Annotated in this window: 15 protein-coding genes and 1 tRNA gene; 2 read left to right on the top strand and 14 right to left on the bottom strand. The window is 48.3% G+C overall.

Annotated elements, in window-relative coordinates; genetic code table 11:
* Positions 1-85: 85 nt before the first annotated feature.
* Positions 86-712, top strand: coding sequence for a transcriptional repressor LexA (lexA, locus tag FD32_RS08345; protein ID WP_047769108.1), 627 nt, complete (start codon positions 86-88; stop codon positions 710-712).
* A 58-nt stretch (positions 713-770) separates the two neighbouring features.
* On the opposite strand, the gene FD32_RS08340 is transcribed toward lexA, so the two are convergent.
* The 10 genes from FD32_RS08340 to uvrC all read right to left on the bottom strand — a co-directional run bounded on the left by FD32_RS08340 (position 771) and on the right by uvrC (position 11,705).
* The gene (locus FD32_RS08340) at positions 771-1,928 is read right to left on the bottom strand and encodes a hydroxymethylglutaryl-CoA synthase (protein ID WP_047769106.1); all 1,158 of its coding nucleotides are present in this window, start codon (positions 1,926-1,928) and stop codon (positions 771-773) included.
* 4 nt (positions 1,929-1,932) lie between these two features.
* Positions 1,933-2,640 (bottom strand): ribonuclease H family protein, encoded by a 708-nt coding sequence (locus FD32_RS08335; RefSeq protein ID WP_047769104.1) that lies wholly within the window; start codon positions 2,638-2,640, stop codon positions 1,933-1,935.
* Between the two features lie 269 nt (positions 2,641-2,909).
* A tRNA-Ser gene (locus FD32_RS08330) sits at positions 2,910-2,998 on the bottom strand.
* Between the two features lie 72 nt (positions 2,999-3,070).
* Positions 3,071-3,667: a membrane protein gene (locus tag FD32_RS08325; RefSeq protein ID WP_047769102.1), complete on the bottom strand. Its 597-nt coding sequence runs from the start codon at positions 3,665-3,667 to the stop codon at positions 3,071-3,073.
* 70 nt (positions 3,668-3,737) lie between these two features.
* Complete coding sequence (locus FD32_RS08320) at positions 3,738-4,256, bottom strand: adenine phosphoribosyltransferase (RefSeq protein WP_047769100.1); 519 nt, start codon at positions 4,254-4,256, stop codon at positions 3,738-3,740.
* A gap of 18 nt (positions 4,257-4,274) precedes the next feature.
* A complete protein-coding gene (gene recJ, locus FD32_RS08315) occupies positions 4,275-6,584 on the bottom strand; it encodes a single-stranded-DNA-specific exonuclease RecJ (protein WP_047769097.1) in 2,310 nt (769 codons plus the stop codon).
* Positions 6,585-6,700: 116 nt separating this feature from the next.
* A complete protein-coding gene (locus FD32_RS08310) occupies positions 6,701-7,534 on the bottom strand; it encodes an SDR family NAD(P)-dependent oxidoreductase (RefSeq protein ID WP_047769095.1) in 834 nt (277 codons plus the stop codon).
* Between the two features lie 13 nt (positions 7,535-7,547).
* On the bottom strand, positions 7,548-8,477 hold the full coding sequence (gene rnz, locus FD32_RS08305; protein WP_047769093.1) for a ribonuclease Z: 930 nt from the start codon (positions 8,475-8,477) through the stop codon (positions 7,548-7,550).
* Between the two features lie 27 nt (positions 8,478-8,504).
* Complete coding sequence (gene obgE, locus FD32_RS08300) at positions 8,505-9,827, bottom strand: GTPase ObgE (RefSeq protein ID WP_047769092.1); 1,323 nt, start codon at positions 9,825-9,827, stop codon at positions 8,505-8,507.
* Positions 9,828-9,893: 66 nt separating this feature from the next.
* Positions 9,894-11,705 carry an excinuclease ABC subunit UvrC gene (uvrC, locus tag FD32_RS08295; RefSeq protein ID WP_056962165.1) on the bottom strand — a complete coding sequence of 604 codons (1,812 nt, stop codon included), beginning with the start codon at positions 11,703-11,705 and terminating at the stop codon, positions 9,894-9,896.
* 141 nt (positions 11,706-11,846) lie between these two features.
* On the opposite strand from uvrC, the gene FD32_RS10100 reads away from it, so the two are divergent.
* Positions 11,847-11,984 (top strand): SPJ_0845 family protein, encoded by a 138-nt coding sequence (locus tag FD32_RS10100; RefSeq protein ID WP_169746079.1) that lies wholly within the window; start codon positions 11,847-11,849, stop codon positions 11,982-11,984.
* 85 nt (positions 11,985-12,069) lie between these two features.
* Here the strand turns inward: FD32_RS10100 and FD32_RS08290 are convergent, their stop codons facing one another.
* The 4 genes from FD32_RS08290 to FD32_RS10360 form a co-directional block, all read right to left on the bottom strand.
* Entirely contained in the window at positions 12,070-12,375 is a 306-nt protein-coding gene (locus FD32_RS08290; protein ID WP_047769090.1) for a nucleoside triphosphate pyrophosphohydrolase family protein, read from the bottom strand.
* Positions 12,372-12,968, bottom strand: coding sequence for a ribosome biogenesis GTP-binding protein YihA/YsxC (gene yihA / locus FD32_RS08285; protein WP_047769089.1), 597 nt, complete (start codon positions 12,966-12,968; stop codon positions 12,372-12,374). Before yihA ends, FD32_RS08290 begins: the two co-directional genes overlap by 4 nt.
* Positions 12,969-12,988: 20 nt before the next feature.
* Positions 12,989-14,239: an ATP-dependent Clp protease ATP-binding subunit ClpX gene (gene clpX / locus FD32_RS08280; protein WP_047769088.1), complete on the bottom strand. Its 1,251-nt coding sequence runs from the start codon at positions 14,237-14,239 to the stop codon at positions 12,989-12,991.
* Between the two features lie 214 nt (positions 14,240-14,453).
* The coding region (locus tag FD32_RS10360) for an RNA-guided endonuclease TnpB family protein (RefSeq protein ID WP_235803797.1) at positions 14,454-14,973 on the bottom strand (520 nt) is incomplete at its 5' end.

Raw genomic sequence — 14,973 nt, 5'->3', positions numbered from 1 at the left:
TTTTTTGTCAATCACGAACGTACGTTTGAAATTCCGGTAAGCCTATGATATCCTTAAAATAATAATATATTAATGAGGTGCTATAATGGCAAAACCGGCAAAAAATAAACAAATGGCTGTTCTGAGCTTTATTCACAAGCAGGTCACTGACCACGGTTACCCACCAACCGTTCGTGAGATTTGTAGTGCGGTCGGTCTTTCATCAACTTCAACCGTCCACGGTCACATTAACCGTCTAATTGAAGGAGGCTTTTTGGAAAAGGACCCTGCTAAACCACGGGCACTGGAAATCACGCCGAAAGGGCTGGACCTCCTGGGGGTAAAGCCACGACAGACGAAGATTCCCCTGTTAGGGGTGGTTACGGCGGGCCAACCAATTCTTGCCGTAGAAGACGCCACGGATTTCTTCCCAATTCCACCTTCCATCCAGGATAATAATGACTTGTTCATGTTGACCATTCGGGGAACTAGTATGATCAAGGCCGGCATCTTAAACGGTGACCAAGTAATCGTCCGTAAACAGTCTACCGCCAAGAACGGTGATATTGTCATCGCAATGAACGATGATAACGAGGCAACCTGCAAGCGATTCTTTAAGGAAAAGAACCGCTTTCGCCTCCAACCCGAAAATGACACCATGGACCCGATTTTTCTTAAGAACGTTAAGATTCTGGGAAAGGTTGTCGGTCTCTTCCGCGATAATATTTTCTAACAGCTTAGCGTTTAAAGAGCGTCAAGACTCGTAGATACGAGTGCTGGCGCTCTTTTTATTATTGTCGTTTATAGATTCGCTGGTGGTTTTTTTGCCCAGCGAGAACAAAGGGGGCATGGTCATTGCTGAGGTCAAATTCTACGTCCTGCTCATCCATTCCCAGCTGGTGGTTAAACATGTCCTCATACTCCGTAATCGAGACCTGGTGCCGCTTTTGAAGCATTGCTTGGACATCATTAGTGTGGTCCAAGAAGTGCGGTTGAACGATTCCCGTGTAAAACTCACCTTCGGCACCAGAACCATAACTAAACAACCCTAGCCGGTCGCCAGCATTGACCTGCCTATTTTGCAGAAATGAAAGGAGGGCGAGATAGAGTGAACCAGTATACACGTTGCCGACCTGGCGGCAGTACAATTGACTGGCGGTAAGTGCCGTGCGCAACCGAGTTGCCACTTGATCATGCCGGTCACCGAGGGCCCCTTCTAAGGCTTTCTTCCCCATTTTGGTGAATGGTAGGTGAAAAATTAGGCCCGCAAAATCATTGAACTGGCGACCAGTCATCATTTGATAACGGGTAAATACCTGTTTGAAGAAGTCAACGTAAACGTTGGTTGAGTATTTACCATCCACCATTGCCTCAGTGGCGTACAGGGGACGCCAGAAGTCCATCACGTCTTTTGTCAGGTTCACGCTGGTCGGTTCAATTGCTAGAATGTGGGGGGTTGCGCTAATCAGCATGGCGACGGCACCTGCTCCCTGGGTAACCTCCCCCGCCGTTTGCAAACCATAACGGGCGATATCGGTAGCAATGACTAGCACTGTCTCTTGGGGGTGTAGCGCTACCAGGCCACGGGCAAATTGAATTCCCGCCGTCCCAGCGTAACAAGCCTCCTTAAGTTCAACCGCCCGTACATAGTCGTTGAGGCCTAGCAATTCTTTGATGTTAATCGCACTTGCCTTAGAGTTGTCGACCCCCGATTCAGTAGCCACGATAATTGTCGAGAGGTGGTCGCCAACCTGCTTGGTCATAAGCTTCCGGGCAGCGGCTGCTCCTAACGTGACAATGTCTTGAGTGGGCGGAACGACGGCCTGCTGGTCTTGGCCAATTCCAATTGTGTACTTATTAGGATCAACACCCCGCACCTTAGCTAATTCGCGGAGGTCAATATATTCATTTGTCGTGGCGAAAGCCATCCGGTCAATACCAATCTTCATACAATTATTCCCCCATTTTATCCATCGTTTTGTTTAGTAATTCATCAACCGTGTTGTTACCAGAGTTGTTGGCGTGCCCCTTCGTCCAGGTAAAGTGCAGCGCAGAGAAACGCGGTAACAGGCCTAAGATTTCCTGCCATAATTGCTGATTTGCGACTGGTTTGCCCGTTGAGGTCCGCCAGTTACGGCGCCGCCAACCGTTTAACCACCCCTTCATGATGGTGTCCAAGACGTAATGTGAGTCGAGGGTTGCCACAATCTTTTTATCCTGCCAACTAAGTTCAAGAAGTCTGTTTAGGGCATTAATTAGCCCCAGTAACTCCATCCGGTTATTGGTACTGCCCCACTCACCACCAGTTCCAGTAAGCCGGCGACCAGCGCCCTCAATGAGGTAAGCCCAGGCAGCCTTGTCAGTTTGCTTGACGTGCTGACCAAGTTTGTTTCCGTGGTTACGTGAGCCACCATCGGAGTACAAGCGGACTTCAGGCTGGTCGGTAGTTTCTTGTTGGTCCCCCAACGCTAACTGCATCTGTTCAGGTTGCCGCATTGACCGTTTAGATGGGGCCGCGAGCCAAGCCTGCGCTTCACTTAAAGTCGAAAAGCCCCGGTAAACTGCACCAGCGTAGCCACTTACTTGTTTTTGACCCGCCGGCCATGAATTGTATATTCCCGGCTGACGACCTTCTTTTACGACGTAATATTTTTTTGCCATAGTGCTCCTGCTTTTGATTTGATCTAAGAATAACCGTACCGTAACGCTACTACCATGACTAATATCTATTACAGAATAGTAACTGTTAAGGTTCTGAAAGCCTTCAAACTACATAAGTTAGTAGCATTTTGATGTACGATTTAAGTAAATTTGCCCATTCCGTGCACCAACTTTATCTTTATAATGTTTCTTCATACCTAATAAAAAGCACGAACCCTTGATATTAAAAGGTTCGTGTTTTTCTGTGTTTCCACATTTTTTATATATAAAGGAGAGTACAGGATTTGAACCTGCGCGCCCGCTCTACACGGGTTCGCCGGATTTCGAGTCCGGTGCATTACCACTCTGCCAACTCTCCATCGTCAACTTCTATATTGTATCAGATAAGCCCTGAAAGGTAAAGTGGTCTCCTTAAAAATCCCGTGTCTAGTTAATTATCTGCAATATTATAGGTGGTCTTACCATTTTTGGCACTATAAACCGCCTGGTCAGTGTTGTCTGGGTTAACGATTCGAATCGTGTAATCACCATTCAAAGCAGTCGAAACCTGGCTGGAATTCTTCTTGATCGAATTGGTCAAGTTTGACCACCCCATCTGACTAGCCTGGCTAGGGTCACTTACGATTGCCTTGACGGCTTGAACCGTATTGTCCGCCGTTGGTTTGATCGTATAAGTATTGTTCTCCTTGTTAAACGAAACCGTTCCTAACTTGGAATACCCTTTTTGAAGCTGACGCAAAACAGCCATTTGGTGGTTAGGACTCCCCTGCTGACCACCATTGATTGTGCTGAAGCCATTCGAAAAACTGCTCTGACTAACCTGTTGACTTGAAGAACTAGATTGGTTTGAAACCTGTTGATGCCCCTTAAAGACCGGCAGATTAATTGTCCCAAAAATCACGGCAATTAGACTCAAAACAACAATAACCGTTCCCGACTTCCATTCACGGTAACGTTGCCATGAGTTTGCTAAATAGAAGCCACCGAGAATCAACATCAGGCCGCCAAAAATAACCAAAAAGATCATTGTTAAACTCCTTTTCAAATATCCTTGATATAAAAATAAGGGTGTGACTGTAATGCCTCACCCTCTATTTTTAAAATTCCATCAGTGCCTTAACGTCGTAGTCCTTAACCCTTTCACGTCCATGAAGAGCTTTCAACTCAATCAAGAAAGCACAGCCAACGACAATTCCGCCCATTTCTTCAACCATCTTGATTGTCGCGGAAATAGTCCCACCAGTCGCCAGCAGGTCATCGACAACGAGAACCCGTTGTCCTGGTTTAATTGAATCGTATTCCATCTGCAAGGTTGCACTTCCGTACTCCAAGGTGTAACTAGCACTGATTGCTTTGCGAGGTAGCTTCCCCTTCTTCCGTGCCGGTGCAAAACCAACACCTAATTCACGGGCAATTGGGCAACCAACGATAAAGCCACGGGCCTCGGGGCCTACGACCATATCAACATTCTTATTTTTGGCGTAATCAACCAACTCATCAGTTGCTTGCTTGTACGCTTCACCATTTGCCATCAACGGTAAAATATCCCGGTAGATAATCCCCTTTTCTGGATAATCTGGGATACTGGCAACGTATTTATAAAGGTCTAAAGTCATAACCAGAAAATATCTCCTTTAATCTTCCTTCAGGCACTGTAAAACCCATTTGGCGAGTGCTCCAGCATTACTGTAAAGGAGCGTCTGTTCAGCCTGGTAACGGGCAAGCTGCGCCTGATAGTGGTCCGTTTGTTTTAAATCGGCCTTTTGCGTATTCTTGGCAAGGTTTAAAACACCATTACTAATTGTAACAAATCCTACCTCAGAAAACACATTAATCATCAAATTTAACCGAACTTCATTAATTCTTAAATAACGACTAACCGCTGTCCGCTGGCCTGGCCACTGGATATTTGCCTGTCGAGCCAGAAAACGGTAAATGGCGGCAAAGTCATCCCGGGTGGGGAGCCCGGCAAGATAAACACTGTTGTTTTCAAACAGTAATAGGCGAACCAGGGCGGGGCTTGCGCTATCCTTTTCGAAGATCTTGGTAAAGGCCGCTAAGCTCTTTGGGCAATCAACAACCGTCACTGCCTTACCAGCAAAGTCAGTCGTGGCCGCCTGGTCAATCGATAGGGCTTTTCCGTCCCCAACGTGAGGTGCAATGTTTTCCCGTAACCGAGTATCTTCGACAACATAGAAGCCCGCTTGGCCAAAATGGTTAGCAGTCAGGTGGCTTGTCCGCTGGTCGAGGATAACTGTCCCCCGGACACGGATATCAGTGAGTAGTAGCTGGACTGTCCGCTTCCCCTGCCATTCATTAACACTCAGCTTAGCAACCAGGTCAACTTGGCCGCCTTGGTCCTCGAGGATTGGTGCCAGTTTTCCCTGGTTAAAGGCAACAACGGTCACCTGACCGTTTAGGGAAAACTTAAGGTGGTCATTGTTTTTTCCCATCGTGCGAACGTCACTGGGCTGGACATCATTAAATTCGAAAATGGGTTCCTCATTACCAGGGCCAAAGGGGCCGAGTTTTTGAATTTCCTGGTACAGTTGCTCATTAACATCCCCTGCCCGCAGCTGGGCATCAACCACCAACGGAATTTGTTTATGGCTATCAAATTGCTGCTTTTGCGCCTCCGCAAGCAACGCCGCCCGCAGTTCGTCAGTCTTACTTAATTCAAAGGATAAGCCACAAGCAGCGGGGTGCCCCCCAAAAGTCGTTAAGAGGTCACGATGAGGATCAAGGGCATCAAAGAGGTTAAAGCCAGCGATACTACGCCCGGAAGCCTTGGCCACTTCACTCCCGTCATTAGCACTGGCAACAATGGTCGGCTTCCCCGTCTGGTCCATGATTCGACTAGCAACAATCCCTAAGACGCCTTGATGCCAGTTATGACCAACCAAGAGAAGGACCGGCTGATCTAGTGCATGGGCTGCCTGCGCACTTGCTTCCCCCATAATTTGGTCAACCAGTTCGCGTCGTTTCTGATTCGCCGCTTCAACCTGCTGGGCAAGCCGGCTACCTGTTTGCTCGTCAACGGTTGTCAGTAGTTCGACCCCGGCATTAGCATCGGCAATACGGCCCAGCGCATTAAGACGGGGGGCAATCGTAAAACCAATGTCGGTGGAGGTCAGCTGTGCTTCATTCACCCCTGCCGCTTGCAGGAGGGCGTGAATGCCGGGACGCATCCCCTGACGCAGAAGTTGGATACCGGCCCCAATCAGGGCCCGGTTTTCATCGGTCACGCTCACAACGTCGGCAATTTCACCAATTGCCAAAAGGTCCAGCATTTCTTCCGGAAATTCATCCTGCAAGGCCCAAACCACTTTAAAGGCCACTCCCACTCCCGATAGGTCAGGAAAGGGGTAATTGCTCCCGGGATAGCGGGGATGGACGATGGCGACCGCGTTTGGTAGTTCCCTCGGGAGCTCGTGGTGGTCAGTCACCACCACATCAACCCCCTGGACCATTGCGTTGTCGATCACGTCTTTTCCACTGACCCCATTGTCAACCGTGATAATGAGCTTTGTGCCAGCCGTAATGATGCGTTGGTAGGCGTCTGCATTGGGCCCGTAACCATCCTTAAAGCGATCCGGAATATAGTAGTCAACGTTTGCCCCAATTTCGTTTAAGGCTTCGTACATGACCGCGGTGCTTGTTATCCCATCAGCATCATAGTCGCCGTAAACGGTTATCTTTTCGTTTGCCGCAATCGCCTGTTCAATCCGCTCAACCGCCTTGTCCATGTCATGCAACTGGTGGGAATCGTGAACCGTCTGCAGGTCGGGCTGAAGAAAGGCCTGTGCAGCATCAGCTTCTTTTAGGCCCCGGTTAGCAAGTAACTGCGCCATGGTCGGCGAAACATGTAGCTGACTGCTTAAATCATGGCGGACCTTCTCATCCGCCACTGGCTGAAGTTGCCAAGCATAATGTGAATTAATCATTTCTATCCCTCACATCTATCCAGAAAATAATAAAAGGCGGTGTTCTCCCACTGCCTTTGTCCTTTCCCCTCACGTCTCAGACAGTTGCACCGCCATCGTCCGCATCCGGGTATTAATTACAGCTCTTGCTTGTTTTGTTGGAAATCAAAGAACTTCTTAATTGCCCAGTCGCCTAGGCCAGGGAAGACTTGGTATGCCCAGCCAAGGTAGGAAACATAGCTGGGAACATTGATTTCCCGCGTCTTGTATCCGACGTTGTTCCATACCCGCCGGGCAAGCTCATCCGCCGAAATAAACATCCACTTTGGTAAGTGACTACGGTAGTTGCCATTGTGGTCTGCCTTATCAAAGAACGGCGTATTAACCGGTCCAGGATTAACCGTCAGAACCTGAACGCCGTAGTCAGCCACTTCCATCCGCAAGACATTATCAAACTGAATAACCCCAGCCTTAGTAGCGGAGTATACCGCACTGTTGGGCGTCGGGATCTTACCGTCCGCCGATCCTAAGTTAATAATGGCTCCATAACCCTGGTTCATCATCTGCTTGGCAACACAGCGACTGATGTACATCAAAGCCAGCAGGTTAACGTCGTTCATCCCCTTCAACGTCTTGTAGGACTGACTAGCAGCCGGAGCGAACTTCCCCAATCCGGCTGAGTTGACCAAGACGTCGATGCCCCCAATTTGGTGGGAGATTTTATTAAGGACCGCATCGATTTCATCGGGCGAAGTCACGTCCATTTGGTAGGCAAATGCCGGCCGACCAGAGAGTAGGAGACACTGTTTGGCAACCGCGGAAACCCTTTCCTTATTGCGGGCAGTTACTACCACAATTGCTCCCCGCCGGGCGGCTTCTAATGCCAACGCCTTGCCAATTCCACTGGAACCTCCGGTGATTAAAACCACCTCGTTTCTTAGGAAACGTAAAGTTTTCACTCTTCTCATCATTGCAACCGCCCCTTTATTTATTAAATGGAATGTCGATGATATCAAAATCGTTGACTACTCGTGTATTCGGGAATACATCCCGGACCTGGTAGGCCAGCTGGTAGGCCGCTTTGCCGGTGTAGCGGGCCGAAATATGGTTCAACAGCAACCGCTTTGCCCCTGCCTTTTTGGCGATTTCCGCTGCTTGGAGACTGGTCGAATGGTAGTAATTTTTAGCCATTTTGTCCTCCCCCTTGGCAAACGTGCTCTCGTGGACCAGAACATCAGCATCTTGAGCAAGGGTCACCGCGTTAGCTGTCTTCCGCGTATCACCAAGGATAGCAACAATTCTGCCCTTTTGAGGGTTACAGATGAAATCATGGCCATCAAGAATACGCCCATCATCTAGGGTAACCGTCTTGCCGGCCTTCAACTGACCGTAGATTGGACCAGATGGAATGTTCATCTCCCGCAGTTTAGCAACCTGAAGTTCGCCGGGATGGTCCTTTTCAACAACCCGGTAGCCATAGCAGGCAACTTTATGGTCCAACTTTTTTGCAATCACTTTAAAACTACCGTCGTTAAAGACTTCCCCTTCGTGGTCAATTTCCACAAAGTGAAGGGGGTAGCTTAGCCGCGATTCACTGACCTGTAATGCCGTCACCACAAAACGCTTAATCCCCACTGGCCCATAAACGGTCAAGGGCTCGTGCCCTCCTTGAAAGGAGCGCGAACTCAATAAACCAGGAAGGCCAAAGATATGGTCACCATGCAGGTGGGTGATAAAGATTTTCTCAATCTTCCGTGGCCGAATCGTTGTTGACAGGATTTGGTGCTGGGTGGCCTCACCACAGTCGAATAACCATATTGCGTTGCGTTCTTCCAGTAGCCGTAGTGCCACACTAGATACATTCCGCTGTTTACTTGGCGATCCCGCGCCAGTTCCTAAAAATTCAAGTTGCATTATATTCCCTACCTTCTGAACACACAATTACTGAATAAATTCAAAGACGAACTTTCTGATCCTTACCAGGTCGCCATCCTTAACCCCACGTTCACGGAGGGCATCGTCAACCCCCATCTGCCGCATTTGCCGGGCAAACCGTAGCTGACTTTGCTCGTGATTAAGGTCCGTCATATCAAAGAGATGGAGTAACTTAGTACCACCAAGGACCCAGGTTCCGTCTTCGTCCCGACTGATCGTGAAGGCTGGCTCCTTATCTTCTTTGTACTCCTTCCCGGCCGCTTCATACTTAGGAGTAAGTTTTTCATCATGACTCTCGCTGTCAAATGCCGGCGTCTGGTCTAAGAGGTCGGCCGTCAGTTGCATCAGCTGTTGGACCCCCTGGTGCTTAACCGCCGAAATTGGAAAGACCCGGGGAGTTTCTTCCAGCGTATCGTCCGTTGCTAACTGAGCCTTAAAATGTGCCAAGTTCTTTTCCGCGTTTGGCATATCCATCTTGGTAGCGACCACGATCTGGGGACGCTTTAACAGTTCTGGATCATAGTTAGCCAGCTCGTGGTTAATTTGGCGGAAGCGAGCAATTCCCTGATCCGCGTCCTCGCTACTCATGTCAACCAGGTGCAGAAGGACCCGCGTCCGTTCAATATGCCTTAAGAACTGGAGTCCCAAGCCAATCCCCTTTGAAGCGCCCTCAATTAGTCCGGGCATATCAGCCATAGCGAAGTCCCGACCATCAGGCAGCATAACCATTCCCAGGTTCGGGACCAGGGTGGTAAATTCATAGGACGCAATTTTGGGCTTTGCACCAGTAACTACCGATAAGAGGGTCGATTTACCAACGGATGGAAAGCCAATCAAGCCTACGTCGGCCAGCATCTTCAGTTCCAATTCCAAGTAGCGGTCCTCACCGGGTTCACCGTTTTCGGCAATCTCCGGTGCGGGATTCTTGGCACTAGCGAAGTGGATATTACCGCGACCGCCACGACCGCCCTTGGCAATTACCAATTCTTGACCCTTTTCCACCAGGTCACCAATGATTTCCCCAGTATCAAGGTCCCGAACAGTCGTCCCCTGAGGTACAGCAATGACCGTATTTTCAGCGCTTGGCCCCGTCATTTGCTTATTCATCCCGTTACCGCCATTTTTGGCTTTAAAAATCCGGTGGTAACGAAAGTCCATCAGGGTCCGTAACCCCTCGTCGACTTTTAAAATAATACTTCCGCCGCGACCGCCGTCACCACCGGCTGGGCCACCATTAGGAACGTACTTTTCCCGGCGGAAGGCTACCATTCCGTCGCCACCCTTACCGGCATGTGCTTCAATCTTGATTTGATCTACAAAGGTATTCATGTTTATTTCTCCGATCTGTAATCTATATACTACCTAGTATATTTTAAAAATGAGGGACCGTCAAAATCAATTGTGACTGCTTCCCTTCGCCACTTCTGCGTTCTTTTGAAGGGAAACCTTAATCAGTTGGGCGGTCGGCCGGTTAATACCCAGAGAATGAATCTCATCAACTGAAGCCTGGGCGATTTTGGTCACCGAACCGTATTTCTTTAACAACTTCGTTCGGGTCCGCGGGCCAACCCCCTTAATCTCGTCCAAACGAGAACTCAAGGAGTGCTTGGTATGAACATTTCGGTGGAAGGTAATTGCGAACCGGTGGACTTCATCTTGAATCCGCTGAACCAGGTAAAAGCCCTGACTTCGGGGGTCCAGGTTGACATGCTGATCTTCATCACCAAATAGGAGGTCCGCAGTCTTGTGCTTATCGTTTTTGACCATCCCCACAACCGGGATATCCAGACCAAGTTCGTTCTCTAAGACGTCCTTGACAGCGTTCATTTGGATTTCACCACCATCCATAAAAATCATATCCGGCATCGCCTTGTTTTCACGCAGGAGGCGACTATAACGCCGTCTGATCACTTCCCGAGTACTGGCAGCCTCATCCGCATGGTTAATGACCGTCTTAAGCTTATACTTACGATAGAGCTTCTTTGCTGGTTCCCCGTCGATGAATACGACCATCGCGCTCACCGGGTCGGCTCCCTGGATGTGGGAGTGGTCAAAGGCCTCAATCTTATGCCCAACCGGTAAGCCGAGGGCGTCGGTAATCTCCTTCATGGCGCCAGTGGTCTTCCCCTTGTCCATTTCTAAGAGGCGGAATTTTTCATCGAGGACCAGGCGGGCGTTCTCAGCCGCCATGGCCATCAGGTCGCGTTTTTCGCCCCGCTTGGGAGTCCGGACCGGCACCCCGAGGATTTCACCGATTTCCTTATTTGGGAGTCCCTTGGGAAGGAGGATTTCCTTGGGCAAGATATTATTTCGCCGGTTATAAAACTGAAGGATGAAGCTGGTCATTTCTTCAATTGCCGTGTCAACCACGGGGAAGAGCCGCTTCTCCCGTTTCATCAACCGTGCCTGCCGAATGAAGAAGACCTGAATTGAAAGCCAGCCCTTGTCCATGTAAAAGTTAAACAGGTCCCGTGGGGTCTTGTCGTTGGAAATAATCTTCTGTTTTTCAACCGTCACTTCAATGTAGTGAATTTGGTCACGAATTTCCGCTGCCCGCTCAAATTCGAGGGCTGCCGCTGCCTTATCCATCTTCTCCGTCAACTGCCGCTTCACCGTTGCGGTGTTACCATTTAAGAAGGATTTAATCTTCTTGATTTGCCGGTCGTACTCCTCTTGGGGAACCTTTTTAAAGCAGGCTCCGAGGCATTGCCCCATGTGGTAGTACAGGCATGGCCGGCCCTGGTAACCGTTACACCGGCGCAGCGGGTACACCTTTTGAATAAAGTTAACCGTTTCTTCGGCTGCATAGACGTTGGGGTAGGGCCCAAAGTAATAGGCCCCGTCCTTTTTGATCTTGCTGACGATTTTAACCTGGGGGTCGCGCTCATTGGTAATTTTAATGTATGGGTACCCCGTCCCCCGTTTAAGTTTGATATTGAAATAGGGTTGGTGTTTTTGAATCAGGGTAATTTCCAGCAGGAAAGATTCTTTATTGGTCGATGTAATAATGGTTTCAAAGTCGGCAACTTCAGAAACCATTTTGGCGACCTTCCCCGTGTGGCTGCTCTTAAAATATGAGCGAACCCGGTTTTTCAGGTTCTTGGCCTTACCAACGTAAATAATCTGACCATTGATGTTTTTCATCAAATAACAGCCGGGCTTATCCGGCAGTAATGCTAATTTATGTTCAAGATAATTGCTTGCCATCATAACCCTCCGTGAGAAATGCTAGTATAATATTATAATTGAAGATGCTGGCTGATGGCAAAGATTGTGTCTGCTTCCTGGCCATTTATTTGCAGATTTAATCTTGCCTATGCTATGATACACAAAAAAGGAGCGAGCAAAATGGGCTTAGTTACCAGACGAAGTGAGCAGCTGGACCGGCTTTTCGACCAGTTTGCCATTGATCCAAAAAAGAAACTTCCTAAGGATAAGAAAGCCAAAGAGGAGCAAGAAAAGAACAATAAGGCTGATAAGAAGTAGCCGTAACCATAAAAGGGGCCGAGAAAATGTGTTTTCTCAGCCTCTTTTCTGTTTTCTAGATTGTTGTACCGTGTATTTCCAACTTCTACTCGTTAGCCTGCTTTTTGAAGCCCGTAGGATACCGCTTATTTAATTCAGCGATGTTTTCTCTTGCCACTTCATCAAACGGGATATCAGCCCATTCGGCAATTTGTGACAGGTACCATAGGACATCACCCATCTCGTGAATAAGTTCTTGGCGGTCGAGCTTTTGCCCCCGAAAGGCATAATTCTTGACTAAATCCACCACTTGCCCAGACTCACCTGCTAAACCAAGAGCACAGTTTGTCAGGACTTGCTCATTGCCGTAAAGCGTTCGTTTGGCAGCATTTTGGTATTCGTTAAAGTTCACTTCTTGCTCACCCCCGTTTGCTTTTCTATCCATTCCCAGACGGCCGCTTGGCCATGTTTCTTTACTGCTGAAAAGAGAATCAGGGGGGTCTGCTTATCCAAGCCTAATGTCTTATTGACCAAGCTTTCCTGCCGGTTCCAGGCGTTGCCCTTGACCTTATCAATCTTCGTGGCCACTACCAGGGCCGGAATATTGTAGTACTGGAGCCACTGATACATACTGACGTCATCATTGGTTGGGGCGTGCCGACCATCAACCAGAAGAATCGTCCCCCGCAACTGCTCCCGCTGGGTCAAGTATTCTTCAATCATTTGGCCAAACCGTTCCCGCTTCTTTTTAGAAACCTTTGCGTAACCGTAGCCCGGAACGTCAACAAAATAGAGTTGGTCCTCAACATTGTAGAAATTCAGTGTCTGGGTTTTACCAGGCTGACTGGAGGTGTGGGCAAAATTCCGCCGGTTAATCAATACATTTGTCAGTGACGACTTACCGACATTGGACCGACCAACCAGGGCAATCTCTGGGTAGTTGGTCTGCGGATACTGGTTAGGACGAACCGCGCTGATCGTCAAGTCTACGTTGTGAACCTCCATCGTTGGTTGCCTTCCTTTGCTTACGAGGCCTGCTCGTCTTTCATAATGTACTTAGGTTCGGTGTGGTGCGTAACACAACGCTTGTCAATCACCACTTTAGCCACGTCACTACGACTCGGCAGGTCAAACATAACGTCTTGCATTACGTCTTCAATAATTGACCGTAGTCCCCGGGCACCGGTATTCCGGGCAATCGCCAGTTTAGCCATTGCACGAAGGGCACCATCCGTAAAGCCTAATTCACTGCCATCAAGACGAATCAGTTCTTGGTACTGCTTTACCAGTGCGTTCTTAGGTTCAGTTAAAATCCGGACGAGATCATCTTCGTCAAGTTTTTGCAATGCCGTCATAACTGGCAGCCGCCCAATAAACTCCGGGATCAGGCCGAACTTTAATAGGTCCTCTGGAATAACGTGTTGCAGGATGTTCTTTTCGGTGATGTTGTCCCGTTCTGCAGAGCTGGTTCCAAAACCAATTGTCTTTTCACCGACCCGTTCCTTAACAATGTTTTCGATTCCGTCAAAGGCCCCACCAACGATAAAGAGAATATTACTCGTATCAACCTGGATAAATTCCTGTTGAGGGTGCTTCCGACCACCTTGCGGCGGAACGTTAGCGATTGTCCCTTCAAGGATCTTCAGCAGGGCTTGCTGGACCCCTTCACCGGAAACATCCCGGGTGATTGAGACGTTTTCGCTCTTCTTGGCAATCTTATCAATTTCATCAATGTAAATAATACCCTTTTCGGCACGGTCAACATCGAAGTCCGTCGCCTGGAGGAGCTTCAAGATGATATTTTCAACGTCCTCACCAACGTATCCAGCCTCGGTCAGAGTTGTCGCGTCGGCAATGGCAAACGGAACGTTCAAAATCCGGGCAAGGGATTGGGCTAAATAAGTCTTCCCCGAACCAGTGGGGCCAATCACGGCAATGTTACTCTTTTGTAGTTCCGTATCGTTGTTATCTCCGGTGACCATTGCGTTGACCCGCTTGTAGTGGTTATAAACAGCAACAGCCAACGTCTTTTTAGCGTCACTTTGGCCGATTACGTAATCGTCAAGTTCCTTAACAATCTCTGCCGGCGTTGGGACGCGGAAGGTGTTCTTAGCACCGTCTTCAGCTAATTCCTGCGTGATGATTTGCTTACACAAGTCAACACACTCGTTACAAATATAAACGCCTGGTCCAGCTACAATCTTTTTAACTTCATCCTGTGACTTACCACAGAAGGAGCAGTGAATTGAATCCATATCACTGGTATCTTCAAACATTTATAGACCTCCTCTAAAACTTATGAAACCATCATACCAAAATTTTACCGCGAATTCGAATATTCTGTTCGCTATCGTGAAATCCTCTCGAAAATGTGAACTACTCGGACATTAATGACCGCGCTTCTGGGAACACGGAGTAGTATTTAGGATATTATACCTGTATTCAAGCTACCTAACTTACAGAACTCCACTCTTTTACCATGGCTAGTCCCTAGCCAATAGCTTTTAATCCTTGATGCAAGATATTAACTGCCGCATTAATATCGCGATCGTGATGGTTACCACAGCTTGGGCACGTCCATTCACGAATTTGTAACGGCTTTGGTCCGCTATGGTAACCACAGTGGCTACAAATTTGGCTGGTATAGTTTGGCTTAACCACCATTAAACGTTTACCATACCAGGCACATTTATACGCCAACATGGTCCGGAACTGATACCAACTGGCATTCGCAATCGCTTTAGCTAGACAATGATTTTTCTGAAGGTTTTTGGCTTTCAAATCTTCAATGACAATTACGTCGTATTGCTTAACCAAGGTCGTTGTTAGTTTATGCAAATAATCTTTGCGCTGGTTCGCTACCTTGACTTGGTAACGGGCCTTTTGTTGCTGTGCTCGTTGCCAGTTTTGGTAATCACTTAGTTCTTTCTTGAAGGCCTTGTGGTTATGGTTCCATTGACAGACGGTAACCGTCGCCTGATGTTTCCGTTTGGCATACTTACTCTGCCAA

This window comes from Limosilactobacillus panis DSM 6035 (genome assembly GCF_001435935.1).
Taxonomy (GTDB): domain Bacteria; phylum Bacillota; class Bacilli; order Lactobacillales; family Lactobacillaceae; genus Limosilactobacillus; species Limosilactobacillus panis.
The sequence above is the reverse complement of the archived record's forward strand: the minus strand, read 5'-3'. Positions and strand labels throughout refer to the sequence as shown.